The 24,698-nt window shown below is 71.0% G+C and carries 24 protein-coding genes; 12 read left to right on the top strand and 12 right to left on the bottom strand.

Translation table 11 applies throughout. The annotated features are described in order from the left end of the window. Positions 1–53: 53 nt before the first annotated feature. The gene (locus AC07FA_RS10350) at positions 54–1,583 is read right to left on the bottom strand and encodes a substrate-binding domain-containing protein (protein ID WP_479074505.1); all 1,530 of its coding nucleotides are present in this window, start codon (positions 1,581–1,583) and stop codon (positions 54–56) included. A 255-nt stretch (positions 1,584–1,838) separates the two neighbouring features. Between AC07FA_RS10350 and AC07FA_RS10345 the strand changes: the two genes are divergently transcribed. Then, complete coding sequence (locus tag AC07FA_RS10345) at positions 1,839–2,726, top strand: glycoside hydrolase family 19 protein (protein WP_479074503.1); 888 nt, start codon at positions 1,839–1,841, stop codon at positions 2,724–2,726. Positions 2,727–2,837: 111 nt separating this feature from the next. On the opposite strand, the gene dnaN is transcribed toward AC07FA_RS10345, so the two are convergent. Then, a complete protein-coding gene (dnaN, locus tag AC07FA_RS10340) occupies positions 2,838–3,953 on the bottom strand; it encodes a DNA polymerase III subunit beta (protein ID WP_479074501.1) in 1,116 nt (371 codons plus the stop codon). Between the two features lie 338 nt (positions 3,954–4,291). Between dnaN and AC07FA_RS10335 the strand changes: the two genes are divergently transcribed. Then, positions 4,292–5,746, top strand: coding sequence for a helix-turn-helix domain-containing protein (locus AC07FA_RS10335; protein WP_479075165.1), 1,455 nt, complete (start codon positions 4,292–4,294; stop codon positions 5,744–5,746). A gap of 15 nt (positions 5,747–5,761) precedes the next feature. On the opposite strand, the gene AC07FA_RS10330 is transcribed toward AC07FA_RS10335, so the two are convergent. From AC07FA_RS10330 to AC07FA_RS10315, 4 genes are all read right to left on the bottom strand, one after another. Continuing rightward, positions 5,762–7,750, bottom strand: a complete 1,989-nt coding sequence (locus AC07FA_RS10330; protein WP_479074499.1) for an Ig-like domain repeat protein — start codon at positions 7,748–7,750, stop codon at positions 5,762–5,764. Positions 7,751–7,913: 163 nt separating this feature from the next. After that, entirely contained in the window at positions 7,914–9,326 is a 1,413-nt protein-coding gene (locus AC07FA_RS10325; RefSeq protein WP_479074498.1) for a hypothetical protein, read from the bottom strand. A 111-nt stretch (positions 9,327–9,437) separates the two neighbouring features. Beyond that, positions 9,438–9,674 carry a DUF397 domain-containing protein gene (locus tag AC07FA_RS10320; protein WP_479074497.1) on the bottom strand — a complete coding sequence of 79 codons (237 nt, stop codon included), beginning with the start codon at positions 9,672–9,674 and terminating at the stop codon, positions 9,438–9,440. Further along, on the bottom strand, positions 9,671–10,507 hold the full coding sequence (locus tag AC07FA_RS10315; protein ID WP_479074496.1) for a helix-turn-helix domain-containing protein: 837 nt from the start codon (positions 10,505–10,507) through the stop codon (positions 9,671–9,673). Before AC07FA_RS10315 ends, AC07FA_RS10320 begins: the two co-directional genes overlap by 4 nt. Before the next feature lie 226 nt (positions 10,508–10,733). Between AC07FA_RS10315 and AC07FA_RS10310 the strand changes: the two genes are divergently transcribed. Then, a complete protein-coding gene (locus AC07FA_RS10310; protein WP_479074495.1) occupies positions 10,734–11,069 on the top strand; it encodes a hypothetical protein in 336 nt (111 codons plus the stop codon). A gap of 13 nt (positions 11,070–11,082) precedes the next feature. On the opposite strand, the gene AC07FA_RS10305 is transcribed toward AC07FA_RS10310, so the two are convergent. Both AC07FA_RS10305 and AC07FA_RS10300 read right to left on the bottom strand, forming a co-directional pair. Beyond that, positions 11,083–11,706, bottom strand: coding sequence for a hypothetical protein (locus AC07FA_RS10305; protein ID WP_479074494.1), 624 nt, complete (start codon positions 11,704–11,706; stop codon positions 11,083–11,085). A gap of 93 nt (positions 11,707–11,799) precedes the next feature. Further along, the gene (locus AC07FA_RS10300; RefSeq protein WP_479074493.1) at positions 11,800–12,495 is read right to left on the bottom strand and encodes a hypothetical protein; all 696 of its coding nucleotides are present in this window, start codon (positions 12,493–12,495) and stop codon (positions 11,800–11,802) included. Positions 12,496–12,805: 310 nt separating this feature from the next. Between AC07FA_RS10300 and AC07FA_RS10295 the strand changes: the two genes are divergently transcribed. From AC07FA_RS10295 to AC07FA_RS10285, 3 genes are read left to right on the top strand one after another with little or no spacing between them, the layout of a single operon-like run. Continuing rightward, positions 12,806–14,293: a DUF4331 domain-containing protein gene (locus tag AC07FA_RS10295; RefSeq protein WP_479074492.1), complete on the top strand. Its 1,488-nt coding sequence runs from the start codon at positions 12,806–12,808 to the stop codon at positions 14,291–14,293. Then, positions 14,290–15,585, top strand: a complete 1,296-nt coding sequence (locus AC07FA_RS10290) for a tetratricopeptide repeat protein (protein WP_479074491.1) — start codon at positions 14,290–14,292, stop codon at positions 15,583–15,585. Before AC07FA_RS10295 ends, AC07FA_RS10290 begins: the two co-directional genes overlap by 4 nt. Further along, on the top strand, positions 15,582–17,051 hold the full coding sequence (locus tag AC07FA_RS10285; protein WP_479074490.1) for a nickel transporter: 1,470 nt from the start codon (positions 15,582–15,584) through the stop codon (positions 17,049–17,051). The genes AC07FA_RS10290 and AC07FA_RS10285 overlap by 4 nt, the downstream gene beginning before the upstream one ends. Positions 17,052–17,099: 48 nt before the next feature. Here the strand turns inward: AC07FA_RS10285 and AC07FA_RS10280 are convergent, their stop codons facing one another. The 3 genes from AC07FA_RS10280 to AC07FA_RS10270 all read right to left on the bottom strand — a co-directional run bounded on the left by AC07FA_RS10280 (position 17,100) and on the right by AC07FA_RS10270 (position 18,591). Next, positions 17,100–17,339, bottom strand: coding sequence for a hypothetical protein (locus tag AC07FA_RS10280; RefSeq protein WP_479074488.1), 240 nt, complete (start codon positions 17,337–17,339; stop codon positions 17,100–17,102). A gap of 188 nt (positions 17,340–17,527) precedes the next feature. Then, positions 17,528–18,001, bottom strand: coding sequence for a MarR family winged helix-turn-helix transcriptional regulator (locus AC07FA_RS10275; protein WP_479074486.1), 474 nt, complete (start codon positions 17,999–18,001; stop codon positions 17,528–17,530). Continuing rightward, positions 17,998–18,591 carry a type 1 glutamine amidotransferase family protein gene (locus AC07FA_RS10270; RefSeq protein ID WP_479074485.1) on the bottom strand — a complete coding sequence of 198 codons (594 nt, stop codon included), beginning with the start codon at positions 18,589–18,591 and terminating at the stop codon, positions 17,998–18,000. The genes AC07FA_RS10275 and AC07FA_RS10270 overlap by 4 nt, the downstream gene beginning before the upstream one ends. Positions 18,592–18,747: 156 nt before the next feature. Between AC07FA_RS10270 and AC07FA_RS10265 the strand changes: the two genes are divergently transcribed. The 3 genes from AC07FA_RS10265 (at position 18,748) to AC07FA_RS10255 (ending at position 21,717) form a co-directional block, all read left to right on the top strand. Next, entirely contained in the window at positions 18,748–20,112 is a 1,365-nt protein-coding gene (locus tag AC07FA_RS10265) for an aminotransferase class III-fold pyridoxal phosphate-dependent enzyme (RefSeq protein ID WP_479074483.1), read from the top strand. 133 nt (positions 20,113–20,245) lie between these two features. Continuing rightward, positions 20,246–20,983 carry a GntR family transcriptional regulator gene (locus tag AC07FA_RS10260; RefSeq protein ID WP_479074481.1) on the top strand — a complete coding sequence of 246 codons (738 nt, stop codon included), beginning with the start codon at positions 20,246–20,248 and terminating at the stop codon, positions 20,981–20,983. Positions 20,984–21,066: 83 nt separating this feature from the next. Beyond that, a complete protein-coding gene (locus AC07FA_RS10255; RefSeq protein WP_479074480.1) occupies positions 21,067–21,717 on the top strand; it encodes a hypothetical protein in 651 nt (216 codons plus the stop codon). A 43-nt stretch (positions 21,718–21,760) separates the two neighbouring features. On the opposite strand, the gene AC07FA_RS10250 is transcribed toward AC07FA_RS10255, so the two are convergent. Further along, positions 21,761–22,543 carry an SLATT domain-containing protein gene (locus AC07FA_RS10250; RefSeq protein WP_479074479.1) on the bottom strand — a complete coding sequence of 261 codons (783 nt, stop codon included), beginning with the start codon at positions 22,541–22,543 and terminating at the stop codon, positions 21,761–21,763. A 310-nt stretch (positions 22,544–22,853) separates the two neighbouring features. Between AC07FA_RS10250 and AC07FA_RS10245 the strand changes: the two genes are divergently transcribed. The 3 genes from AC07FA_RS10245 to AC07FA_RS10235 all read left to right on the top strand — a co-directional run bounded on the left by AC07FA_RS10245 (position 22,854) and on the right by AC07FA_RS10235 (position 24,592). Beyond that, a complete protein-coding gene (locus tag AC07FA_RS10245; protein WP_363074963.1) occupies positions 22,854–23,189 on the top strand; it encodes a YbaB/EbfC family nucleoid-associated protein in 336 nt (111 codons plus the stop codon). A gap of 78 nt (positions 23,190–23,267) precedes the next feature. Continuing rightward, positions 23,268–23,867 carry a recombination mediator RecR gene (recR, locus tag AC07FA_RS10240; RefSeq protein WP_266707091.1) on the top strand — a complete coding sequence of 200 codons (600 nt, stop codon included), beginning with the start codon at positions 23,268–23,270 and terminating at the stop codon, positions 23,865–23,867. Between the two features lie 65 nt (positions 23,868–23,932). Beyond that, a complete protein-coding gene (locus AC07FA_RS10235) occupies positions 23,933–24,592 on the top strand; it encodes a DUF5063 domain-containing protein (RefSeq protein ID WP_479074478.1) in 660 nt (219 codons plus the stop codon). Positions 24,593–24,698: the final 106 nt, after the last annotated feature.

The raw sequence follows: 24,698 nt of genomic DNA, 5'->3' as shown, positions 1-24,698 counted from the left end.
CGAAGAGGCCCGAGGAGCCGGCTCCCGGAGAAGCCCCTCCCGGAGAGGGGCTCTCAGTCCGCCCCGCAGATCCGCAGGCCCTTGGGCGTCGCGCACGGCAGATGGCCGTGGGTCCTGATGACGTCCTGGCCGCTGCCGCGGCTGAGGTAGCCGAGGAAGCTGGAGGCCAGCGAGTCCGCGGGCGGCTGGCCGTAGCTGTAGGCGTACTCGATCTCGCGGTACGGGTAGGCGCTGCTGCCGATCGTGTCGACGGACGGGGTGGCGCCGTCGATCGCGAGCTGGTGCAGCCCGTTCAGTTCGGTTCCGGCGCGCAGTTCGCTGTAGCCGATGGCTCCGGGCAGCCGGGCCACGGTGGACAGGACCTGTTCGGTGCTGTCGAGTTCGCACCGGGTGACAGCGGACTGCGGGTCGTCCTTGGTGGCGCAGTCGCGGGAGGACTGGGCGGGCTCGTTGCGGCCGAGTACGCGCCGCTGGAAGACCTCGCGGGTGCCGGAGTTGGCGTCCCTGCTGACCAGCAGGACCTTCAGGTCCGGGCCGCCGAGGAGCTTCCAGTTGCGGATGTCGCCCCGGTAGATCTTCCGGATGTCCTCCAGCGAGAGGTCGCGCACCGGTACCCGGTCGTTGACGACGAGGGAGAAGAGCGAGACCGCGACGCGGTTCTCGCGCAGCTGCGGGTAGCCGTCCGGCTTCGGGCCGTCGGAGAGGGCGACCAGCGCGGGGGAACCGGACTTCGCCTCATCGGCGCCCTGGTCGGCGAGCCGCCGTATGCCGGCGTTGGAGCCGTGCGCGTCCACGTGGATGGTGGAGCCCTCGCACTCCTTCTCGTACTTTGCGGCCAGTTCCCGTACGACGGGGGCGAAGGCGGTGGAACCGGTGACCGTCAGCTCGCCCTGGGCGCAGCCGATCGGCGGCGGGTCGTCGTCCCGTACGAGGATGATCGAGGCGAGCGTGACGACGCAGACGGTCAGGGCCACGGTGATCAGCCGGGCGGCCAGGCCGAACAGGGGCGGTTTCTCGTCGGGGCGGGCGGCCTTGTTGGGCCTCACCTTGCCGTCCCGGATGCCGCCGATGATCTTGATGGGGCTGCCCACGCTCCCCCCGGTGAGCAGGACGAGCAGCTTGAAGTGTTCGTTGCGGTTGAGCGGGACGCGGGGGAGCCGGATCAGGGCGCCGCTGTGCCGCATCCCGCCCGCCGGGGTGAAGTGCTCCATCAGATGGTCGGCGTTCGGTGACTGCGTGACCGCTATGCCGCGGACCGTGCGGCCGGTGAAATCGACGGTCAGGCCGTGCAGTTCGCGGCCCGTGTAGTCGCTGTCCCCGATGGACTGCGAGCCGTCGTTCTCGACGCGCAGCAGGACGAGCGTGGCGTCGGCCATGTCCGCCGTCTCGTTGAAGAGACCGAGCCGCACGTTGGCCCGCCCCTGGCTGACGTCGCTGCCGATCGGGGTGTCCATCTGGACGCGGTAGCCGATGCGCTTGCGGCGGGGCACGCGGCGCTCGTACCAGAGCACCCCGACGGAGGCCAGGACACCCAGTACGGCGGTGAGCACGGCCACGACGTTCTCGGCGCTGAACCACTCCACGGCTTCCTCGCACTCCCCCCACGTGCACGGGCGCGCGCCCGTGCGCGGCCATTTGTTCGCGTCACCGTACGTGTGGCTCAAGGGAGTTGGGGGCGCGGAGCGGTCCCGTCGACTGAAGTTCGCCGGTTGTTCGCCGGGGCACTCCGGCAACCTTGGTCTAGACCTTGACAGGTACAGACCATTCCGCTTGAGTGACGGACACCCCCCATGGCGGCGCACGGGCAGCCCGTGCGCCGCGCCGAAGGAGTGATCATCTTGATCAGACGCGTCCTGAGTCTGCTGACCGCGCTGGGCGCGGTCGTCGCGACGATCGTCATCCTCCCCGCCACCACGGCCGCGGCGGCCACCTGCGCCCCGGCGTGGAACGCCTCGTCCGTCTACACCGGAGGCGGCACGGCCTCCTACAACGGGCACAACTGGTCCGCGAAGTGGTGGACCCAGAACGAGACCCCGGGCAGGGCCGAGGTCTGGGCCGACAGCGGCACCTGCGGTTCCGGCGGCGGTACGGGCGAGCCCAGTCCGTCGGGCTTCGTCGTCAGCGAGGCGCAGTTCAACCAGATGTTCCCGAGCCGGAACTCGTTCTACACCTACAGCGGACTGACCGCCGCCCTGAGCGCCTACCCGGCCTTCGCCACCACCGGCAGCGACACGGTCAAGCGCCAGGAGGCGGCGGCCTTCCTCGCCAACGTCAGCCATGAGACCGGCGGCCTGGTGCACATCGTCGAGCAGAACCAGGCCAACTACCCCCACTACTGTGACAGCAGCCAGCCCTACGGCTGCCCGGCGGGCCAGGCCGCCTACTACGGTCGCGGCCCGATCCAGCTCAGCTGGAACTTCAACTACAAGGCGGCCGGTGACGCCCTCGGGATCGACCTCCTGCGCAACCCGTACCTGGTGGAGCAGAACGCCTCCGTGGCCTGGAAGACCGGCCTCTGGTACTGGAACACCCAGAACGGCCCCGGCACCATGACGGCCCACAACGCCATGGTCAACGGCGCCGGATTCGGCGAGACGATCCGCTCGATCAACGGCAGCCTGGAGTGCAACGGCGGCAACCCCGCCCAGGTCCAGAGCCGGATCGACAAGTACCGGGCCTTCACCCAGATCCTGGGCACCACGCCCGGCTCCAACCTGAGCTGCTGATCAGGCCCCTCCTGCCGGACTGTGCCGCCGTCCGCCCGGAAGGGCGGGCGGCGCGCCACCGGCGCCCACCCCCGCGGGACCGCCGCGCCCATACCCGCGGACCCAACGCGCCTACACCAGCGACGGCTTCACGGACATCAGCAGATGCTGGTGCGTGGTCAGCGCAGGGACCGGATCGCCCGTGATCATCGCGCGCTGCCCCGGACCCAGCAGATGCAGCCGGACCACCGGCTCCTCGAAGGACGTCAGCGCGTCCATCAGATACGAGGGGTTGAACGCCACCGTCATCCCGTCGGCTCCCTCCAGTGAGGCCGGCAGCCGCTGCGCGGCCACATCGTCCTCGTATCCCGCCTGGAGCAGCACCGAGCCCTCGGCGGCCGAGAAGGTCAGCTGGATCGGACTGTCGCCGTCCGCGACCACCGAGACCCGCTTGACTGCCTCCACGAGACCGGACCGGTCGGTCACCGCGAACGCCGGGTCCGGCATCGCGAACAGTTTGTCGTGGCGGGGCAGCCGCCCGTCCAGCAGGCGCACCGTCGTCCGCATCCCCGCGTGCTCGAAGCCCACCGAGCCGGAGTCCAGTGCGACGCTGACGAGCCCGGACCGGCCCAGCGAGCGGGCGATCTCGGTGAGCCTGCGGGCCGACACCACGACATCGGCGGTGACATCGGGCGCCGCCGCCTTCCAGGGCAGGGTCCGCACCGCGAAGCGGTACCGGTCGGTGGCCGCCAGCGTCATCGTCGTACCGTCGAGGCCGAGCCGGATGCCGGTCAGCGTGGGCAAGGTGTCGTCCCGCCCCGCGGCCACCGCCACATGGGCGACCGCCGAGGCGAACTCGGCCGCGTCCACCGCCCCGCGGACCTCCGGCAGCGTGGGCAGGGCCGGGTAGTCGTCCAGCGGCAGCACCGAGAGGCCGAAGCGGGCGCCGTCCCCCGCCACCGTGAAGCGCGAGCCCTCCACCGCGCACTCCACCGCGCCCTCGGGCAGCACCTTGCAGATGTCGAGCAGCCTGCGCCCCATCACCAGCACCCGGCCGGGCCGCAGTGTCCCGGCCTCCACGTCGATGCAGGCCGACGCCTCGAAGTCGAGTCCGGAGATGCGCAGTCGGCCGCCCTCCCCCGCGAGCAGCAGCCCGCCGAGCACGGGCACCGGCGACCGGGTGGGCAGCACCCGGGCCGCCCAGGCGACGGCGTCGGTCAGTGCACCACGTTCAATGCGGAACTCCATGGCGGGGCTTCTCCTCATCGGTCACCGGAGTGCCGACGCTAGGGGACGCCACTGACAATCCCCCCTGGCCGCCCGCCGGAAGGGAGACGACTACAGCGACCACCCCCGTGTGCCGCTGCCGTCGCGCTCCCCCCGGTCCCTGCGTGCCCGGCTTCCCCCGAAGGCCGGGACACGTTCGGACTCTAGGGGGCGGGGTAGCGGAAGGGGAGCTTCACTTCGCCTTCCGTGAGGCTCTCCGGGTATCAGTTCGCACAGTCGGGCCGGTAGGCTTCACCACCGATTTTCCGTCGAGCGGGGGTCGCGTGCACACGCGGGAACGGGCCGAGGACGTACTGCGGATGCACCGCCTGGCCCGCGTCGGCGGAACGGCGGAGCTGCTGCGGTGGCTCGCCCTGCGCGCCGACGGCTGGGCCGGCCTGCTCGACTCCGACGGCACGGTGCTCCACGCCGCAGCCGCGCCGCAGCCGGGAGTGCTCCCGGAAGTGCTCCAGGAGGCCGCCGCACTGGCGGCCGAGGGCGTCATCGTGCTGAAGGGCCGGGACGCTCGCGCGTACGCGTTCGACAAGGGCGCGTACACCGGTCTGCTCTTCCCCCTCGACGGCCTCGCCGGCGCGCCCCTCCCCGTCCTCGCCGTCCTCGCGCCCCGCCCCCTGCCCCCCGGGCTGGCCACCCTGCTGGCCGACGTGATGATGCCCCTGACCCTGTGCTGGGAGTCCGAGACCGTCGAGCGCAAGCGCCGCCGCGTCGCCCTCGCCGAGTCCCGGGGCCGGGAAGCGGTGCTGCATCTCCTGATGTCCGGCCAGCTCTCCATCGCCCACCAGGTGGCGGGAGCCCTGCGGCCGAGGCTTCCCGATCCGGTGCGGGTGTGTGTGGTCGAGTGCTCGGGCGGGAGCCGCGACGACGTGGCGCGGGTCTGCGCGGACGTCTCCGGCGGCCGGTCGTGGATCGTGCGGTGCCCGGTCTACGCGCGGCATCTGATCCTCGTGATGCCGGCGGGCGAGAAGGCGGACGCCGAGCCCGTGGACCGTGCGGTCGCCGCTCTCGTGGACGACTGCGTCGTCGGAATCAGCGAGGAGATGCCGCTGTCCGACACGGCGACCGGCTACCAGCAGGCCTTCCACGCACTCGCCGTGGCGCGCGGACTCCCCGGCCGGCATTCCCGCTTCGGCCTCGCGCCGGAACCCGCCCTGGTCGTCGGCGCCGCGGGCGCGCAGTGGGCCGACACCCTGCTCGGCCCCCTGCTGGCCTACCGCCCGAGGCGGTCCCAGGACCCCGGCGGTCAGGAACTGACGGCGACCCTCCGCTCCTGGCTGGCCTTCTCGTCCGGTGCCACACAGCATCTGAAGATCCACCGCAACACGCTGACCGCCCGGCTGCGCCTGACCGGCGGACTGCTCGGCCTGGACCTGGAACGGATCGCCGACCAGGCGGCGGTCGATCTGGCCCTCCGCGTCCGGGCGGCACCCGCCCGGACCACGGCCACAGCCCCGGTGGCGGCGGCCGCCCCGAGCCTCGACGGGCTGCTGGCCGGCCCCGCGCTCCAGGCCTGGGCCGCGGACCAGGTGCGGGCGCTGGCCCCGGCCGGTGAGACGGCGGAGGCGACCCTGCGCACCTGGCTCAGGTGCGAGGGCCGCCTCGGTCCTGCGGCGCGGGAGCTGGGCATCTCCGTGCCGGGCGCCCGCAAGCGGCTCACCCGGCTCGAAGCGGTGCTCCAGCGCTCCCTGCTGAGACCCCCGAGCGCCCGCTACGACCTGTGGCTGGCGTTCCGGGCCGCGGATCTCACTACTTCGTGAAGCTACTGCGTGAAGCTACTTCGTGAAGATGAAGTACTTCCAGCTGCCGTGCGTGGTGCTGTTCACGCTGTCGCCCGACGACCCGTTGATGTACGAGGCGCGCACGCGCATCTTGTAACCGGTGTCGTGGGTGCCGTCCAGCCTGATCGAGGTCTGGCCGCTGGTGGAGAGCGCGAAGTACTGCTGGCCCACGTCGTACCAGGTGCCCATGTAGTACAGCTCCAGGGACAGCTTGTGCGAGCGGCCCTTGTAGTAGCTCATGGCCGTGTTGAAGACCGGGTCCGTCTTCTTGTGGAAGTACGCGTACGACCGCGTGCCGATCTTCGCGTTCTTGTACTCCTTGGTGACGGAGGTCGACACCTTCACCCGCGCGTACGCCGTCGACTTCACGGACTTCGGCGCGTAGCGCGAGTCGCCCCTGAACACGGCGGTGACGGTCGTGTCCCGCTTCATGTCGACGACCACGGACAGGTTGCCCTTGGAGTTGACCTTGCCCGTGCGGACGAGCTTCTTCGGCTTGTCGGAACCGAAGGGGTCCACCCACAGCTCGACGACCCGGTTCTTGTACGTCGTACCGAGGTGCGCCGTGAACGAGACGTCCTTGCCGTACGAGTAGACCGACTTGTTCCGGTTCAGCGTCAGGGACGGGGTGGCGCGCGAGACGGTGACGGAGTCGTATCCCGAGGACGCGGAGTGCGTGGCGTCACCCGCGTACGCCACCTTGTACGTCACCTTGCCGCCGGCGGGCGGGGAGTTGGTGAACGAGAAGGTGCCGTCCGACTTCAGGGCCACCGAGCTGGGCGCGGTGCCCTTCGGCGACTCCATGTCGACGCGGGTCACCGCGATCCGGGCACCGGCCGGGAACGGCGTGTTCGACGCGACCTTCCCGGTGACGGTCAGCTTCTTGGCGCGGGTCGCCGTCGACGGGGCGTTCACCGTGACGGTGGTGGCCGACTTGGTCGGGTCGGACAGCACACGCAGCGTGCGTACGCCCTCGCTGTTCTCGGAGACCGCGAACAGCCGGCTCTTGTCCGGCGCCCAGGCCAGAGCGTTGGGCACCAGGGTGTCCGCACCGCTGTGGTTCCCCGTGTTGGGGAAGTCGTACTGCCGCAGCGGGCCCTTCGTGCCACCGGCCTTGAAGACGTGGACGTCCGGGTCGTACCAGGAGAAGGTGCCTGCGGCGACCATGCCGTCGGGCGCGATGGTCAGCGCGTTCGGATACGCGGTGGTGGGGTACCGGCCGACCTCGGACAGGTCGGTGGTGGAGTAGATCGGCTGGTAGTACGGCGAGCCGCTCGCGGTCACGAGCTGCGTGCCGTCCGGGCTGATGTCGAAGTCGGCCAGGCCGCCGCCTCCGCCGTCCGGGTTCCACTTGGACGTACGCAGGGTGGCCGTGCCGGCCGCCACGTCGTACACCGCAAGGGTGGTCGGGCTGCCGCTGGACTCCCCGACGGCCAGCACGCCGGGAGCGGCCGGGTCCGAGGCGAGCCGTGTCCGGCTGCTCCAGGTCTCGCCGGGCGCCTGCGCGAGCGCGACGACCGGCTCGGCGCCCGACAGGTCGAGCCAGCCGATGTTCCCCGCGTAGCCGAACCACAGTCTGCCGTCGACGATGGCCAGATGACGCGGCTCCGTGGCGTCACCCAGGTCATGGCTGACGGTCTCGGTGGGTGTCTGGGTGTTCACGGCGACGATCGTGCCGAGTCCCGCGACCGCCGCGTACACCTGGCTGGAGTCGGCCGAGATCTCGAGCCCGGTCACGCCCGGCAGACCGGGGATGGTCGTGACGACCTTCCCCGTGTAGTCGGTCACCAGCAGCGTGCCGCTCGTCGGGTCGCTGATGTACACCCGCTGGTGGACGCCGTCCACGACGACATCGCCGACGGACGCTGCGGGAAGGATTCTGCTGCTGTCGGCGGCAGCCGGATTCGCGGCGCCGCCGACGAGCACTACTGAACTGAAGAGGACCGCGAGCGCTGTCGCGGTCGAAATTCTGCGCGTACGCACAGTGTCTGTTACCCCCACGGTAAGAGGGGCCGCATGGCACCCGGAGATGAGAGAGGGGTGCGGCCCGGATCGCAGGGTATGGCATGACACCGACAGTCAGCGCGCAATATCGGCCGACGGGGGCGGGGCGACGGTCGCGGGACCCGCCCCGTCAGCCGCCCGGTCACTGGAGGTCGCCTCCCAGGAGCGTTCCGCTGGCCGGGAAAAGCCCCAAGTGGGTGGTCCCGAATGCCACCGAAGACGTGTACACCGGCTGGGACGTACCGCCCGGCAGCACCCAGACCCCGCCCCGGTCGTCCTCCCACGCCGCGCCCACGGCGATCTCGGGCCTGCCGTCACGGTTGAGGTCCCCGGCGGTCACGGTCGAGCCGAACTGGTCGCCATCCTCGGCACCGCCCGGCACCCCGGCCGTGTTCTGCGTGAAGGCGTACGCCCCGGCGCCCAACTGGCCTGCCCGGAGGCCGGGTACGACGGTCACGGCTCCGGCGGACCCCCTGGTGCCGATGCCCTCACCGGGCGCGCCGATCACGATGTCGCCCACGCCGTCCCTGTTCAGGTCGGCGACGGCCACGGACGCCCCGAAGGTGTCGTGACGCTCGCCCCCGCCGGGGACACCTGCGGTGTCCTGGTGGATGGTCATGGGCGCCTTGTCGTACGCCACGCCCGTCTTGGACCCGAACCAGACGTGGACCGCGCCACCGATGTGGCCCACGATGCCTTCCTCGTTCGGCTCGTCGGGATCGCCGACCACCAGGTCCCCGTAGCCGTCGCCGTTGACGTCGCCGATGGCCGAGGTGAGTCCGTCCTGGAACCTGCGGTCGAGGGGGTCCGACGGGGAGGGGTTCACGAACACGAACCCACCGCTCTGCCCGCCCATGCGACCGGTGACGAGCACCCTGTCGGCCTTCTTGTCCCCGTTCAGGTCGCCGAGTGACGCGGACCGCATCCAGCCCGTCCTGTCGTGCAGCGTGGACCAACCGACCGCACCGGTCCGGCTGATCGGACCTGTCAGCTCCGTAGTGGTGTTGTCGTTGACGACCAGTATCCGTGCGCCGTCCGGGCCGGACCACGCGGCCACGTCCTTGCCCGCGTACCGGTCGCCCTCCACCCCCGTCGGAAGCACGGTCCCGGACACCAGACCGCTCTTACTGCCCCACAGGACCGTCACCGAGCCTGTCTCCTTCGCGGTACCGATGCTCTCGTAGAGGGAGCCGACCACAAGGTCCGCGAACCCGTCCTTGTCGAGGTCCGCGAGGGAACTGGACGCGCCGAAATGATCGCCGGCCTCGGCCGCGCCCGGCACACCGGGTGAACTCTGGGTGATCACGGCCCTCTTGCCCGCCGAGACGCCGGTGGCAGACCCGTAGAGCACCACCACGGCACCGGCGCTGTCGTGGCCGTTCACGGTGGCGCGGGGCGCCGGGACGACCAGGTCCCGGTAACCGTCCCCGTTGATGTCCTGAGGCACGGGCATCGGCGCGGCGAGTGCTGTCCCCCCGGACAGCGTCGCGGCGGCCACGGTCGCTGCTGCGGCCAGTACGGCCCCGCGTCTGCGACGAGACATTCGTACGGTCATGTGTGCCCCCACCCTGGAGAAACGTTGTGTGGGGCGTATTCAGCCACGCGGGGGTGTGGACCCGCAATCAACGCGGGGCCGGGCAGGATGTGCCCGGTCCCGCGTGTGTGTTCAGCCCGCCCAGGTGAGGAACGTCGACCAGGCGTCGGGGGCGACCTCGAAGGCGGGGCCTTCGGGGACCTTGGAGTCCCGCACGTGGACGGCGTGGGGGCAGGTGGCCACCTCGATGCACTCGCCGCCGCTTGAGCTGCTGTACGAGGACTTGTGCCAGTCGAAGGCGACCTCGATGCACTCGCCGCCGCTGTCACTGCTGTAACTGGACTTGAACCACCGCAGGGTGTTGCTCATTCCTTTTCTCCTGCCAACCGCTCGATGAGGCCCAGCGATTCACGAGGACCCAGGGCCTGTGCCCGGATCTTCGCATATCGATGCGCGTACGTACTCACCTTCGCGGCGTCCCTGATCAGCAGGCTCTCGTCCTGGGGCTCCAGGTACACGAGGTGGTCGTGGTCCGGGGTTTCCACCAGCGTCATGCCGCCCCGATCGCCCGCATGCTCGCCGCTCAGCCCGCAGTCCAGCGGCAGCACCTGAAGCGTGACGTTACGACGCCGGGCGCACTCCGCCAGGTGCCGCATCTGCTCCCTCATCACCTCCTTGCTGCCGATGGCGCGCGTCAGGACCGTTTCCTCCAGGATCAGTTCGATCAGTGCCACCGGCTCGCGGTCGAACAGGACCTTGCGCGCCATCCGGGCCTCGACCAGCTCCTCCACCCGATGGTCGGGGAGCGGTGGATATCCGCCCCCGATCAGAGCGCGTGCGTACGCCTCCGTTTGGAAGAGGCCATGTACGACGGGTGTTGCGTACAGCATCAGCCCCACCGCGTCCTGCTCCAGCAGCGCGTAGCCCTGGAACTGCTGCGGATACTTCTCCATCCGTACATACCGCCGCGCGGTCTCGAAGAAGTCCGCGTCGTCATCGAACACCCGATTCAGCGCGACCAGCATCGCGTCACTGGCCGGCTGGGCGTTGGTCTCCATCGCACTCACGGCCGCCGCCGAGTAGCCGATCTCGTTACCCAGGTCCTCCTGGGTCCAGCCGCGTTTCACGCGCATCGTGCGGGCCAGATCCGCCACCATCTGGGCCGTCGGACTCGCCGTTTCCTTGTTCTCAGCTCGCGCCATTGCGATCCCTTTTCGACTCAACCGGACTCAACCGGTCACTACCCGACCCCGCCGAATTCAACTGAACAACAGAGGAGTTCGCGCAGGTCAACGGGTATGCGACGCCCCTCGTCAGTCAAGGCAAACGCTAGGCGTTCGGCCACACAATGTCCCTGTGAATGCGCCGAATCGTGAAAGAAACATCGAGTGGATTCCGGACTCGGGATTCCAACTCCGCAAGGCGGGCGTGCAATTCGACGCCGTCCGCGTCGACGGGGACGACGGGCGTCGGCTCGCCGATCTCATAGAGGCGATCACGGGGGGCGAGCCCGGGCCCGTGATCACCGAGGCGAGCGGGCGGCGGGGGGTGTATTTCCTCGTGCCGGCCGGTACGACGTCGGGGCGGCCGTGGCCCGAGGGAGTGACGCGGCTCAACGCGGCGACCGGGGCGGTCAGTTACGCACCCGTACCGGCGCTGATCGGGCGGACCTGGCCCCTGGCGTGGCGGTATCCGCCGACGTGCCCGGGGCGCTTCGTGCACACGCTGATCCTGCTGAACGCGGCGTTTCTGCTGCTGGGCTGACCCGGTCGGCCGATCAGCCGCTCCACGACGCGTAGACGACGACATGCGTGCCGTTGTCGTTGGCTCCCACGCACACGTCACGCCAGTCGAGCAGCCAGCCGCTGGGGCGGCAGGTCTCCTTCCGGAGATCCAGTCTGCGGATGATCTCCGGGCGGGTCAGGCCGTCCTCGCTGTCGACGACCACCAGGCGGTAGCAGCCGCCGGACCCGCAGTTGGTGCCTTCGGAGACCACCGTGATGCCGGCCGGCAGGGGAGGTACGGCCCTGGCGGGCGGCGCGTCCGACCCTTCGGTGAGCATCAGGGAGTACAGGAGGCCGACCACGAGCGTGAGCGCGAACTGCACGCCCAGGAAGCCGATGGCTCCGTTGCGGCGGGGGATCCAGTCCGGGGGAGGGGAGTCTTCGTGGCGGCCTTCGAGTCCCGCGCCGCACGCGATGAGGACCGGCGCGAGGACCGTGTACACGAGATGGGCGTCGGGCCGGGGAGCGGCGATCCAGCCCTGCTGGACGCCGATCAGCAGCCCCGCTCCGGCCAGCAGCGCGCCGCCGACCGCCAGGCCCACCCCTCGGGTGCGGGCGATCGTCATCCAGACGACCAGCGGTGCGACGGCGAAGAGTATCCCCAGGATGGTCAACACGTAGTGCAACTTTCACCCGACGGCGGCGGCATGACGAGGGACGTCACGCCGCCGCCGTCCGGTTCCGGCAGCTTCGTACCGGACGGCCTGCGGTTACGGGAACGTGGGCAGGCCGGTCGGCGAGGACGTGGTGGGGACGTAGTCGAAGTTGGGCGTGAGGGTGCCGAACAGAGAACCGACGCGCGGGGCTTCACCGCCGGTGGCGAAGGCGAAGAGGCGCGAGGCCTCGGCCGTCATGTAGAACGGCGCCTTCTTGATGCGGAACCCGGTGGGGCTGGGGCGGGCCCCGGCCATCACCTCCGTATAGGTGGACTCGGCGACCGAGACCTCGTCGAGAAGCGTCTCTCCGTCGACCGCGACGCCCGCCGAGTAGGCCGGGGTCGGCATCACGCGGATGAAGGTCGGCTTGAGCGTGATGGTCTTGCCGGATTCCTCGTGGTGGAAGTTCAGGCCGCCGGGGTAGAAGATCCGGCCCTTGGAGTCGAGGCCGTCACCTGCCGTCGAGCCGATCGGCATGGAGAAGCCGCGGCCGTCCGCGTCCATGACGAACGGGCTGATGGCTTCGAGCGTGACGCCTTCGCGCTCCATCCAGGCCAGAGCCTCGTCGCCGAGGGCGACCTGCGCGTCGCCCCACGGGGAGATGTAGGCGCCCGGGAACGGCTCGGCGACGGCAGCTGTGGGGGTGGCCGCGGTGTGCTGCGGCGCGGAGGCTCCGGCGGACGCCATTCCGAAGGGGACGGTGAGCGCGGCCACGGCGGCGAGGACGGTAAGACGACGGAATCCGTACATACTTATAGGCCTTTTCTGCTTGTGGGGGTGAGGGCGGACGTGGCGTGCGGTCCGCCCGGAGCCCCAACAGAAGCGGGGGGAAGCCGAGTTCAGCAACAGTGGGCGCGGATGCGGCGCTCGACGTCCTTTATCGACGTTCTGTTGGGATGTGCCTATCCATGCATAGTCACGCTCAAGATCAAACTTTGCTTAACCCGCGCGGTGGAAATCAATACACGACCGGATGCGATGGGCGCGCTGAGGTCGCATCAAGGTCGCCGTCGAACCAGGCTGGGGCCAACTCCCCCCAGACACCGCAATGGAGAGTGGCATGCCTGGATTCGTCGGAACTCCCCGATTCAACAGACTGTCCCGTAAAAAGCTTGCCGCCCTTGCCGCCGTCACCACCGCGCTCGCCGCCGCCTCGGTGGCCGGACCCCTCATGGGAACCGGACAGGCGGGTGGCCATATCGACGCTCCGTCGACTCTGCTCGACGCTCCGACGGACCTCACCGACGTCTACGCCTTCACCAGCCCCGACGACCACGACATGGTCACCCTCGTGGCCAACGTCCGCCCCTTCCAGGTGCCGGGCACGGCGGCGAACGCGCTGGTGGACCACCCGTTCGCGACCGGGGCGCGGTACGAGATCCACACCGACGCCGACGGGGACGGGGCGCCCGACACCACGTACCGCTGGACGTTCCGCGACGAGGACCGCCGTCCGTTCGGAATGGGCCCCAAGGTCGGGCCGACGCCGGTGAATTCGCTCGACGACAGGTCGCTCGGCGTCCGGCAGAAGTACACCCTGGAGAAGGTCGCGGCCGACGGCTCCGCCACGAAACTGCTGACCGACGCCATCGCCTCGCCCACCCACACCGGCCGGGCCCTGATGCCGGACTACGGCAAGCTGCGGACGCAGGCCACCCGCGCCCTGCCCGGCGGCGGCCGTACGGTGGCCACCCAGGCGGCGGAGTCGTTCAAGGCCGACAGCCAGGTCTTCGGGCTCTTCACCGTCGGGACCTCGGGCCCGGTGCCCGGCTGGCTGCCCGACGCCCAGCCGCTGTCCGCGCTGAACGTGAACAGCCTTGTGCTGCAAGTACCCAAGAGCGAGGTGGCCCTCAAGGGCGACCCGGAGCGCAACCCCGTCGTCGGGGTGTGGGCGTCCGTCTCGCGGCAGGGTGCCGACCTGGGACGCAGCCTGGAGGAGCAGGCCCCCACCTTCCGCCAGGTCTCCCGGAACGGCACCCCGCACGTCGCCTTCGCGGTGTACGGCTCCACGATCGGGTTCTCGCAGCCTGGCGGGCCCGAGGACCGGTTCCAGGCGCGCGCCCCGAAGGGCGACCAGCTGGAGGCGGACTTCCTGGCCGCGACGCTCGACCCCGTACCGCCGAAGCGCATCGAGAGGGCCCAGGGACGCAAGGCGCCGGCGGCCCCGCGCCACGACATCCAGGCCCTGTTCATGAAGGGCATCGGGAAGTCCAACGGCTCGCTGTTCGGCTTCGACCTCAACACCCACACGATGAACGCCGACGCCGACCCCGGCCGCATCAGACTCGCCGAAATGCTCCGGCTCAACCTCACCACTCCGGTGACGGCCCGCCCGCGGTCGCACGGTGTCCTCGACGGTGACCTCCAGGGTTTCCCCAACGGGCGGCGCCTCAACGACAACATCGACGGTCCGCTGATCCGGATGCTGGAGGGCGAGCCCGCCGGCCCGTCCGCTAGGGACCTGCTGCCCGACCCGGTCCTGCGCCTCGAACCCGCCGACGCGCAGGCCACGTTCCCCTACCTCAACCTCCCGCACGCGGGCCCGTGAGTCGTCTGATCACCGCCGCGGGCGGAGCGGTGGCCGTGGCCGGCTGTGTGGCGGGACTCCTGTACCTGGGTCCCGGCACCGGCCGGCCACCGGCCGCCGGCCCGCCCGCCGCAGCGGGAACCGACGCGCGGGCCGGGGCCATGGACGCGCTCGGCACCGCCCGTGAGCGAGCCAGGGCCCACCCGAAGGAACCCACGGTCTGGGCGGCCCTGGCCCGTGCCGAGATCGAACAGGCCCGCACCACCCTGGACGCGGCCCGTCTGGACGCCGCCGACCTCGCCCTGCGCCGCTCGATGTCCCTCGACCCCACGGACAACTACGCGGCGGAGACGGGCCGTGGGCTGCTCGCCAACGCCCGGCACGCCTTCACCGAGGGCCGCGCCCAGGGGCTGCGGGCCACCCGGATGGCACCGGACCGGCCGGACGGCTACGCCGTACTGGCCGACGCGGAGATCCAGCTCGGCCACTACCCGGCCGCACGGGCGGCGGTACAGCGCCTCCTGGACCTCGCCCCGGCCTCGGCCGCGTACAGCAGAGCCGCGTACGACCTGGAGACGAACGGCAGACCGCAGGATGCGGAGATCGCGCTCCGGCGTGCGGTGGACAGCGCGGACGGCCCGGACGAACGGGCCTTCGCCGAAGCGCGGTTGGGTGATCTGGCCTGGTCCGGAGGCGCTGTGGACCGGGCGGACACGCACTACCGCCGGGCGCTGGACGCCGTGCCGGACCACCCGTACGCACAGGCCGGAACGGCCAGGGTGCTGGCCGCACGGGGTGAGCCGGGCAAGGCACTTGAGCTGTACGAGCGGCTCACCGGACGGACACCGCTGCCGCAATTCCTGCTGGAGGCGCTGGAACTGCGCGGTGCGGCGCCGTCGGACGGCCGCCGGCCCGGGGGAGAGGCGGCGGCGCTGGCCGCGCAGGTGCGCCTCGCGCTCGCGGACGGTGGCCCGGTCGATCCGCAGCTCGCCCTCTTCGCGGCGGACCACGGCGATCCGGAGGACGCGGTGGAGCTCATGAGCCGGGAGTGGAAGCACACCCGCAGCGTCATCGTGGCCGACGCGCTCGGCTGGGCGCTTCACCGGGCGGGCCGGGACGCGGAGGCGCTCCCGTACCTCCGCAAGGCGGCCGCGACGGGCTGGAAGAGCGCCCTGTTCCGCTACCACCGCGGCGCTGTCGAGCGGGCACTCGGCAGGCCCGAAGGGGCGCGGCACCTGCGCGAAGCCCTCGCTCTGAACCCGCACTTCTCCCCGTACCACGCACCGCGCGCCACCGAAATGAGCCGTGAATGACCCGCCTTCGCCGCGTCGCAGCCGTGGCACCCGTACTGATCCTGCTCACCCTGACGGCGGCGCCACAGGCCCACGCCCATCCGCTGGGGAACTTCAGCGTCAACCACTACGACGGGCTGCGGATCGCGCACGACCGGATCGAGGACACCGCCGTCGTCGACAGCGCGGAGATCCCCACCGCGCAGGACCGGGCCGCCACGGACAGGGACCACGACGGGCGGATCTCCCGGTCCGAGACGGCGGACAGGGCGACCGAGAGGTGCACCGAACTGGCGCGGAGGACCAGGGCGGCGGTGGACGGGCAGCAGCTGCGCTGGCGCACCGGGCGCGCCTCTCTGACGTACGCGCGAGGCACCGCGAACCTTCCTGTCAGCCGCCTGACCTGCGCGCTGCACGCGGATGCCGGTCTCTCCCGGGGGGCCCGTGTCACGTTCGCCTCGGGGGCGGACGTGGCGCGTACCGGCTGGAAGGAGATCACCGCGGTGGCCGGGCCGGGGGTACGGCTGGCCGAGTCGTCGGCCCCGGCGACGAGCCCGAGCCGGGTGTTGCGCCGCTATCCGGCGAGCGGGTCGGACCGGCCGCTGGACGTGACCGGCGCCGAGTTCCGTACGGCGCCGGGCGCGGGGGCGGCCGGGGCGGGACCGGCCGGGGCGCCGGCCGCGCAGGCGGTGGACCGGGGCGCGGTCCTCTTCCCCGCCCTGGAGAACCGGCTCGCAGAGCTGACGGCGGGCCGGGACCTGACGCTGCCCGTCGGCATGCTCGCGGTCCTGCTGACCCTGCTCCTGGGCGCGGGCCACGCGGCGCTGCCGGGCCACGCGAAGCTCGCGGTGGCGGCGTGCCTGGCACGGCGCGAAGGCGGTGTACGGGCGGCGCTGGCCGTGGGCGCCACGGTCACGACGACCCATACGGCGGGTGTCCTGGCGACGGGCCTGCTGCTGACCGCGGGCGGAAGCCTTCTGGGGGAGCGGCTGCTGGGGTGGCTGGGAGCGGTGAGCGGGGCGGTGATCGCGGTGCTGGGGACGGTGCTGGTGGTGTCGGCGGTACGGAGACTGCGGGGCGGAGGGGCGGACGGCCCGCACCACGGCCATGACCACGGCCACCATCACGACCACAGCCACCACGGCCACCACCACCATCACCATGACCGCACCGGACTGCCCGCGCTCCTCGGTGTGGGACTGGCGGGGGGTCTCGTGCCCAGCCCCTCCGCTCTGGTGGTGCTGCTGGGGGCGGTCGCGTTGAGCCGTACGTACTTCGGGGTGCTGCTCGTCGTCGGATACGGGGTCGGCATGGCCCTCACCCTGACCTCGGCCGGCCTGCTGCTGTCCGGCGGCGGGACGAGGCTCGCGGCCCTGGGGGAGCGGCGGCTGCCGGGGTTGCGCCGCTACACGCGATACGGGTCGCTGCTGACGGCACTGGCGGTCCTGGCCGTAGGACTGGCCCTGACCACCCGCAACCTGACCTGACAGCACTTCGCCCCGCCGGACAGCCGGCGGGGCGAAGTCGTCGCTCCTCTAGGCGAGGAACTTGGCGATCATCTGCGTCTTGCGCTGGAGAGCGTCAGGGCTCACGGAGGCCAGCTCGGCGGCGATCTTGTCGGCCTGCGCCTTCAGGTCCTTCACGACAGCGGTGTCGCTCTCGTCGGCATCGACCGTCCCGGCCTCAGCGAGACGGGCCGCCTGCACACAGGTCTGGGCCTGCGGCTCCAGGATGGTCAGCAGCGCGAAGAACTTTGCGAGGTCCGAGCTGTTCACGTGGGCTCCTAGGTCAGAGGGCCGATCATCTACGGTAACGAGGATGCTACCCATAGTGACTTCTCCCAGGTGGCGACGGAGCGCGGACACACCGAGGCGAGTCCCGGCCGCCACCCCCGGCCCTGGCCGCCACCTCAGCCCCTCCGGCGTTTGAGGACGGAACCGTTCACCGGGCGGCCCGGACACGCTCAGGCGCCTCCGGCGCCATCCGCGGCGCCGCCGCCCACCGTCTCCACCGCCTCGGACAGCCGCTCCAGCACCCGTACCGTCTCCGCGAACCCCTCCGCGCCCAACTCCTCCGCCAGCCGCGCGGCGAACTCCGCGTGGCCGGGGCCGATCCGCGACACCGCCTCCCGGCCCTCATCCGTCGGACGGAGCAGCTTCGCCCGGCGGTGGGCCGGATTCGGTACGTACTCCGCCAGCCCCTTCCCCACCAGCAGATCCGCGATCCGCTGCACGCTCTGCCGCGTGATCCCCATCGCCCGCGCGATCCCGGAGACCGGCAACGGCTCACGCAGCACCGCCCCGAGCACCTGCCACCAGGCCGCCGTGAGCCCGGCCGGCCGGGCCAGTTCCTCCGATACGGCGAGGAACTGCCCGTTCAGCCGGAACACCCCGAGCGCGGTCCGGCTCAACCGGACCTGGTCGTCGGAGCCGCTCATCCCGCCAGCACCTCGTACGCACGCGCGTCGGAGTCGTGGAACAGCCGGTACCAGGCGTCCAGCTTCTCCGGCCCGTACACCCCCAGCAGTCCGAACACCTCCCGTGCGAACGCCACCGGCTCCGTCGGCCCGGCCGTGACGAGGCCGCCGTCCGTCACCGCGTCCGCCTCCACGTACCGGGCGGCGCCCGCGTACCCCGTCGCCGCCAGGTAGAAGGAGACCGCACTCGTGTGGGCCCGGTCGTCGAGCAGCCCTTCGCGGGCGAGCCCGGCCGTCGCCCCGCAGATCGCCGCGACCGGCACCTCCGCGTCGAGGAAGGCGCGGGCCTCGCGGGCGAAGGGGGCCAGCTCGTCGCCGGTGTCCCAGAGGCTCGCCCCGGTCAGGATGAGCAGCGCGCTGTCCTCGGGCCGCAGCTCGTCGAGCGCCAGATCGGGCTGGACGCGCACCCCGCCCATGGTGGTGACGGATTCCGTCGTGGCCCCGACGGTCCGGACCGTGTAGCCGTTCTGCGTGAGATGGGCCGTGGCGTACCCCGTCTCCCAGTCGGCGAAGGTGTCGTAGACGGCCAGATGAACGGTCTTGCGGGTCATGGTGTCCTCCAGGGCCGGAATCGACTATGACAGCAGGCTGTCATGAATGCAGCATGCTGTCAATCAGTCCAGACCCGACACCCTGCCGAACCGAACGCCACACTCCATACAAGGTGGCCATGGAGCACGCCCCTCACCGGCACCTACGCTCACGGCATGACCCCTCATGCCCCGTATGTCGACTCCGCGGCCGGAGCGGCCGTGAAGGCCGCCGACCGCGCCCACGTGTTCCACTCCTGGTCCGCCCAGGGTCTGATCGACCCGCTCGCCGTCGCCGGCGCCGAGGGGGCGTACTTCTGGGACTACGACGGCAACCGCTACCTCGACTTCACCAGCGGCCTCGTCTACACCAACATCGGCTACCAGCACCCCACCGTCGTCGCGGCGATCCAGGAGCAGGCAGGCAAGCTCGCCACCTTCGCCCCCGCCTTCGCGATCGAGGCGCGCTCCGAGGCCGCACGCCTCATCGCCGAGCGCACCCCGGGCGACCTGGACAAGATCTTCTTCACCAACGGCGGCGCCGAGGCCGTCGAGAACGCCGTCCGTATGGCCCGGCTGCACACCGGCCGTACGAAGGTGCTCTCCGCCTACCGCTCGTACCACGGCGCCACCTCCACCGCGATCAACCTGACCGGTGACCCGCGCCGCTGGCCGTCGGACAACGGCTCGGCGGGCGTCGTCCGTTTCTGGGCGCCGTTCCTCTACCGTTCGCCGTTCTACGCCGAGACCGAGGCCGAGGAGTGCGCACGGGCACTCCAGCACCTGGAGGACACCCTCGCCTTCGAGGGTCCGTCGACCATCGCCGCGATCATCCTGGAGACGATCCCCGGCACGGCGGGCATCATGACGCCGCCGCCCGGCTATCTCGCGGGCGTCCGCGCGCTCTGCGACCGGTACGGCATCGTCTTCGTCCTCGACGAGGTCATGGCCGGGTTCGGCCGTACGGGCAAGTGGTTCGCCGCCGACCACTACGACGTCACCCCCGACCTGATGACCTTCGCGAAGGGCGTCAACTCCGGTTACGTGCCGCTCGGTGGAGTCGCGATCAACGCGGAGATCGCCGCGACCTTCGAGACCCGCCCCTACCCGGGCGGGCTCACCTACTCCGGCCACCCGCTGGCCTGTGCGGCGGCCGTCGCCACGATCAAGGTGATGGAGGACGAGAAGGTCATCGAGAACGCCGCCCACATCGGCGAGAACGTCCTCGGCCCCGGTCTGCGCGAGCTGGCCGAGCGCCACCCCTCGGTCGGCGAGGTCCGCGGCCTCGGCGCGTTCTGGGCGCTGGACCTGGTGCGCAACAAGGAGACCCGCGAACCGCTGGTCCCGTACAACGCGGCGGGCGCGGACAACGCTCCCATGGCCGCCTTCGGCGCGGCGGCGAAGAAGAACGGCCTGTGGCCCTTCATCAACATGAACCGCACCCACGCCGTCCCCGCCTGCAACGTCACCGAGGCGGAGGCCAAGGAGGGTCTCGCGGCCCTGGACGTGGCCCTCTCGGTCGCCGACGAGCACACCGCGTAAGGAGCCCCGCCCGGCATCCCGCCCCCGGCGCCCCCTCCTCCTCGGCGCCCCCTCCCCTTCGGCTTCCCCTGCCCGGAACCGGGCAGACGCGCCTGGCTTATGGTGACCGGAGCCGAAAACGGGAGGGGGCGCCATGCGCGCGAGCGGAGGCGTGACCCGCAATACGCTGCGGCAGCAGATCGCTGACGCGCTGCGTGACGAGGTGCTCGCCGGGCGTCTGCAGCCGGGCCGCGAATTCACCGTCAAGCAGATCGCGGAGCAGTACGGGGTCTCCGCGACCCCGGTCCGCGAGGCGCTGTTCGACCTCTCCGCGCAGGGCCTCCTCGAATCGGACCAGCACCGCGGATTCCGGGTGCGCGAGTTCAGCGTGGCCGACTACCGGTCGATGGTGGAGGCCCGCGCGCTCGTCATCGACGGGGTGTTCCGGGGCGTTTTCGACGGCCCGGAGCCGGCCCGGGAGCGCCTGAGTCCGTACCGCGACGCGCTCGTCTCCGTACGCCGCCGGGCGGAGGAGGCCGCACGGGCGGCACGCTGCGGCGATCTCGACATCCTGATCGGCTACGACCTGCGCTTCTGGCGTGAGCTCGGCGCGATCGTCGCCAACACGTACATCACCGACTTCCTGCACCGCCTGCGCGTTCAGGCGTGGGTGTTCGCCGTGCCGTATCTGCGCGGGGAGGCCGACGTACTGGACTGGCTGTGGAACGGCCACCAGGAGCTGGTGGAGGCGATCGTGGACGCGGACGCCGACGCCGTGCGCGCGGTGCTCGACGCGTACAACGAGCACGGCCTGAAGTGGGCCGACAGGCTCGCGGCCGGAGACCCGGCGCACCCCGGTCACCGGGCGGGAACGGCCGGGCCGGCGGAATAGGTCGGGAGGTGCTCTGTGCGCGACGTTCCGTCCGCATTACGCTGTCCCGACCATCGCACGAACCCGTTGGAGAGCGAGCATTCGTGGCCTGTGACCTGTGGCTGGTCCCCCTCGTCGACGTGCTGTGCCACAGCCCCGACAATCCGTTCGCCGAAGAGATCGCCATCTACGACAAGGCGCTGGGCGACGCGGGACTGCCGCCGGTCCCCGTCTACGCCTACATGCCGGGCCTCACCGGGGACGTCGCCCCGGTCGCGGGCTTCGACTACGACGCGCTGCACTTCCTGCGCCGCGCCTACCTGCTCCAGCTGAGCGGTCTCGCCGTGACACCCGTCGACGAACTGGGCGGGGACTACGAGCAGTTGCTGGAGATGTTCGAGCAGAGCGCGCAGCAGTCGCACCTGGTCTGGCACTACGACCACGCGGGGGCGTACGTCCCGGTGGACTTCGCCGCCCCGCTGTCGAACGACGAACTGCTGGAAGGCGGAGGTCCGTTGGGGTCCTCGCACGGCCTGCTGCGGGATCTGGAGTTCGTGGCCCCGTCGATCGGCATCGACCCGGCCAACCCGCCGGCCGCCCCGCTCCCGCCGATCGGCCCGACGACCCTGGAGGAACCGGCCGGCCCGATCCTCCACGACGACAACCCCTTCGCCCGCGAACGCCACGTATGGCTGGGCCTGCACGCGGCCGCGACCAGAAGCCTGGCGCAAGGCTCAATGATCATCTTCAGCTGACCGGCCCCCAGTACGCACCTCACCCGGCCCTCACCCCCCGGCCCTACTCCGGCGGCCGCTGCCGGGGCATGTTCGGCCGCCCCACAGTCGGCAGGGCGAACCGCCCCACCGCTCCCCCCGGCTCGGCCCGCCCGCTCCCGCCCCCCGAGGCGATCGACTGCATGGCCATCGGCGCGGGCCCCGCCCGGAACTCCACCATCCAGTCCGCCGTCTCCGACCGCACCAGCTCCGTGACGTCCTCCGAGAACCGGCGCAGCACCCCGAGGCACCGGTCCGCCGCCTCGCTCGCCGTGCCCTCGGCCGGCCCCAGCACCTCCCGTACGCACTCCGACGCCCAGTCGAACTGGAGCACCTGGAGCCGCCGCTGCACGGCCTGCGCCGTCGCGAGGTTCCTTATCCATCCGGACGTCAGCCCGAAGTACCGGTCGCACGCCATGCACGCCGCACCCAGCAGCAGCGAGAGATAGCCCCACCCCGCCGCCCCGTCCAGCGCCCCCGTCAGATCGAGCAGCGGCAGCGCCGCCCCCGCGACCACCCCGGCCGCCGTGCCCAGCCGCAGCGCCCGCGCCGCCCGCCGCTTGCGCAGGCGGTCCTGCAGATACCAGTCCGCGGTGCGCAGGGCGCCGTCCTCGACCCAGCGGTAGAGCTCGTCGAGACGTTCGGCCGGCTCGCCCCAGTCGCCGAGCGGGAAGGCGCGGCCCGTGAGGTCCCGGGGCGCCCCCACCCCCCGGGATCGACCGGAGCGCTTAGTTCCGGTTTCTGCACCGGTTCCCTCGCCGGACTCCTTGCGGGGCGGCCCTTCGGGCTGCATCTCCGGCTGACTCACCGGGGCACTCCTCTGCACTCTGCGTAGGAACGACGTGGGTTCTCTGGCTGACTCCGGGTAACTCTGCGTTACCGCTGATGCGCGTGGGTGTACTGATACGCATGCCCTTCCTACCGCCGAATGGTGGGGCGTGGAGTCGAAATCGCGGGATTCCTGGGTGTGCACGGCCTGTGATCAGGTATAGGAGGGTGACCAACGCATTCCAAATCTCACCCGAAAGAGTTGGTCCCGGGTGAGTGGGGCGCGCCGACCGGCGAGCACGTAGGCTCGGCATACCGAAACATTTGTCGTCGAAATGCCAGGAGTGACCGTGATTCCCGGTGGTGGTCAGCCGAACATGCAGCAGCTGCTCCAGCAGGCCCAGAAGATGCAGCAGGACCTTGCCGAGGCCCAGGAGGAGCTGGCCAGGACAGAGGTCGACGGACAGGCGGGCGGTGGCCTCGTGAAGGCCACGGTGACCGGTTCCGGCGAGCTCCGCGCCCTGGTGATCGACCCCAAGGCCGTGGACCCGGAGGACACCGAGACGCTCGCCGACCTCGTCGTCGCCGCGGTCCAGGCGGCGAACGAGAACGCGCAGGCCCTCCAGCAGCAGAAGCTGGGCCCGCTCGCGCAGGGTCTGGGCGGCATGCCCGGTCTTCCTTTCTGACCCCGGCCAAGACCTACTGATACCCAGGCGTACCAACTACGGTACGAGCAGAGCAGCACAGCAGCAGAAAGGCTTTCCGTGTACGAAGGCGTTGTTCAGGACCTCATCGACGAACTGGGCAGGCTGCCCGGCGTCGGTCCCAAGAGCGCGCAGCGGATCGCCTTTCACGTCCTGCAGGCCGAGCCGACCGACGTACGGCGTCTCGCCCATGCCCTCCTGGAGGTCAAGGACAAGGTCCGGTTCTGCTCGGTGTGCGGCAACGTCGCCCAGCAGGAGCAGTGCAACATCTGCCGGGACACCCGCCGCGACCTGACGGTCATCTGTGTGGTCGAGGAGCCGAAGGACGTCGTCGCGATCGAGCGGACCCGCGAGTTCCGGGGCCGTTACCACGTACTCGGCGGGGCGATCAGCCCGATCGAGGGCGTCGGTCCGGACGACCTGCGGATCCGCGAGCTGCTGGCCCGGCTGGCCGACGGCTCCATCACGGAGCTGATCCTGGCGACGGACCCCAACCTGGAGGGCGAGGCCACCGCGACGTACCTGGCGCGGATGATCAAGCCGATGGGTCTCAGGGTGACCCGGCTGGCCAGCGGCCTGCCCGTGGGCGGCGACCTCGAATACGCCGACGAGGTCACCCTGGGCCGCGCGTTCGAAGGCAGGCGACTCCTGGATGTCTGACGCCCGCGCTGTGCTTCTCCGGCCCCACTCACCGTTCGAGACCGCGCCCACGGGAGGTCCCCTCGATGTCTGACGCCACGCTGAACTCCGTCACGCAGGACCCGGACGACTTCGCCGTCCAGATCGCGGACCAGATCAAGACGTTCATCGTCGCGGTCACCGAGGTGTCCAAGGTCGAGGAGCCCGAAGAGGCCGTCCCCGTACTGCTTCTCCAGGTCTCGCAACTCCTGCTCGCGGGAGGCAGGCTCGGTGCGTACGAGGACGTCCTGCCCGACGAGCGCTACGAGCCGGACCTCGGCCCCGAACCGGACGCGGACGGCCTGCGCGAACGCTTCGCGGCCCTCCTGGAACCGATCGACGTCTACTCCGAGGTCTTCGACCCGTACGAGCCCCGCAAGGCCCCGGTCCCGCACCGGATCTCCGACGACCTGGCCGACCTGGTCACGGACCTCGGCCACGGCCTGGCCCACTACGAGGCGGACCGCACGGCCGAGGCGCTGTGGTGGTGGCAGTTCTCGTACTTCTCCAACTGGGGCTCCACCGCCTCCGCGACCCTGCGCGCCCTCCAGTCCCTGGTCGCGCACATCCGCCTGAACCAGCCCCTTGAGGAACTGGACGGTCTGGACACGGACCAGGACCCGGGCGACGCGGACCTGGCCGAGGAAGCCGGCCGCGTCATGTTCCAGGAGATCGCGGGCCCCCTGGGGCTGCGCCCGGCGAAGTAACCCGCTCACCCCCTCGTCCCGATCGGTGTGGGCTGGGACACAAAGGGGCGTGGTCCTGCGTTCGGCGGGCAGCAACCTCGTACGAGCAGTCCGGGTCGACACGCCG

It is taken from the genome of Streptomyces sp. NPDC045968 (assembly GCF_056430475.1).
The sequence above is the reverse complement of the archived record's forward strand: the minus strand, read 5'-3'. Positions and strand labels throughout refer to the sequence as shown.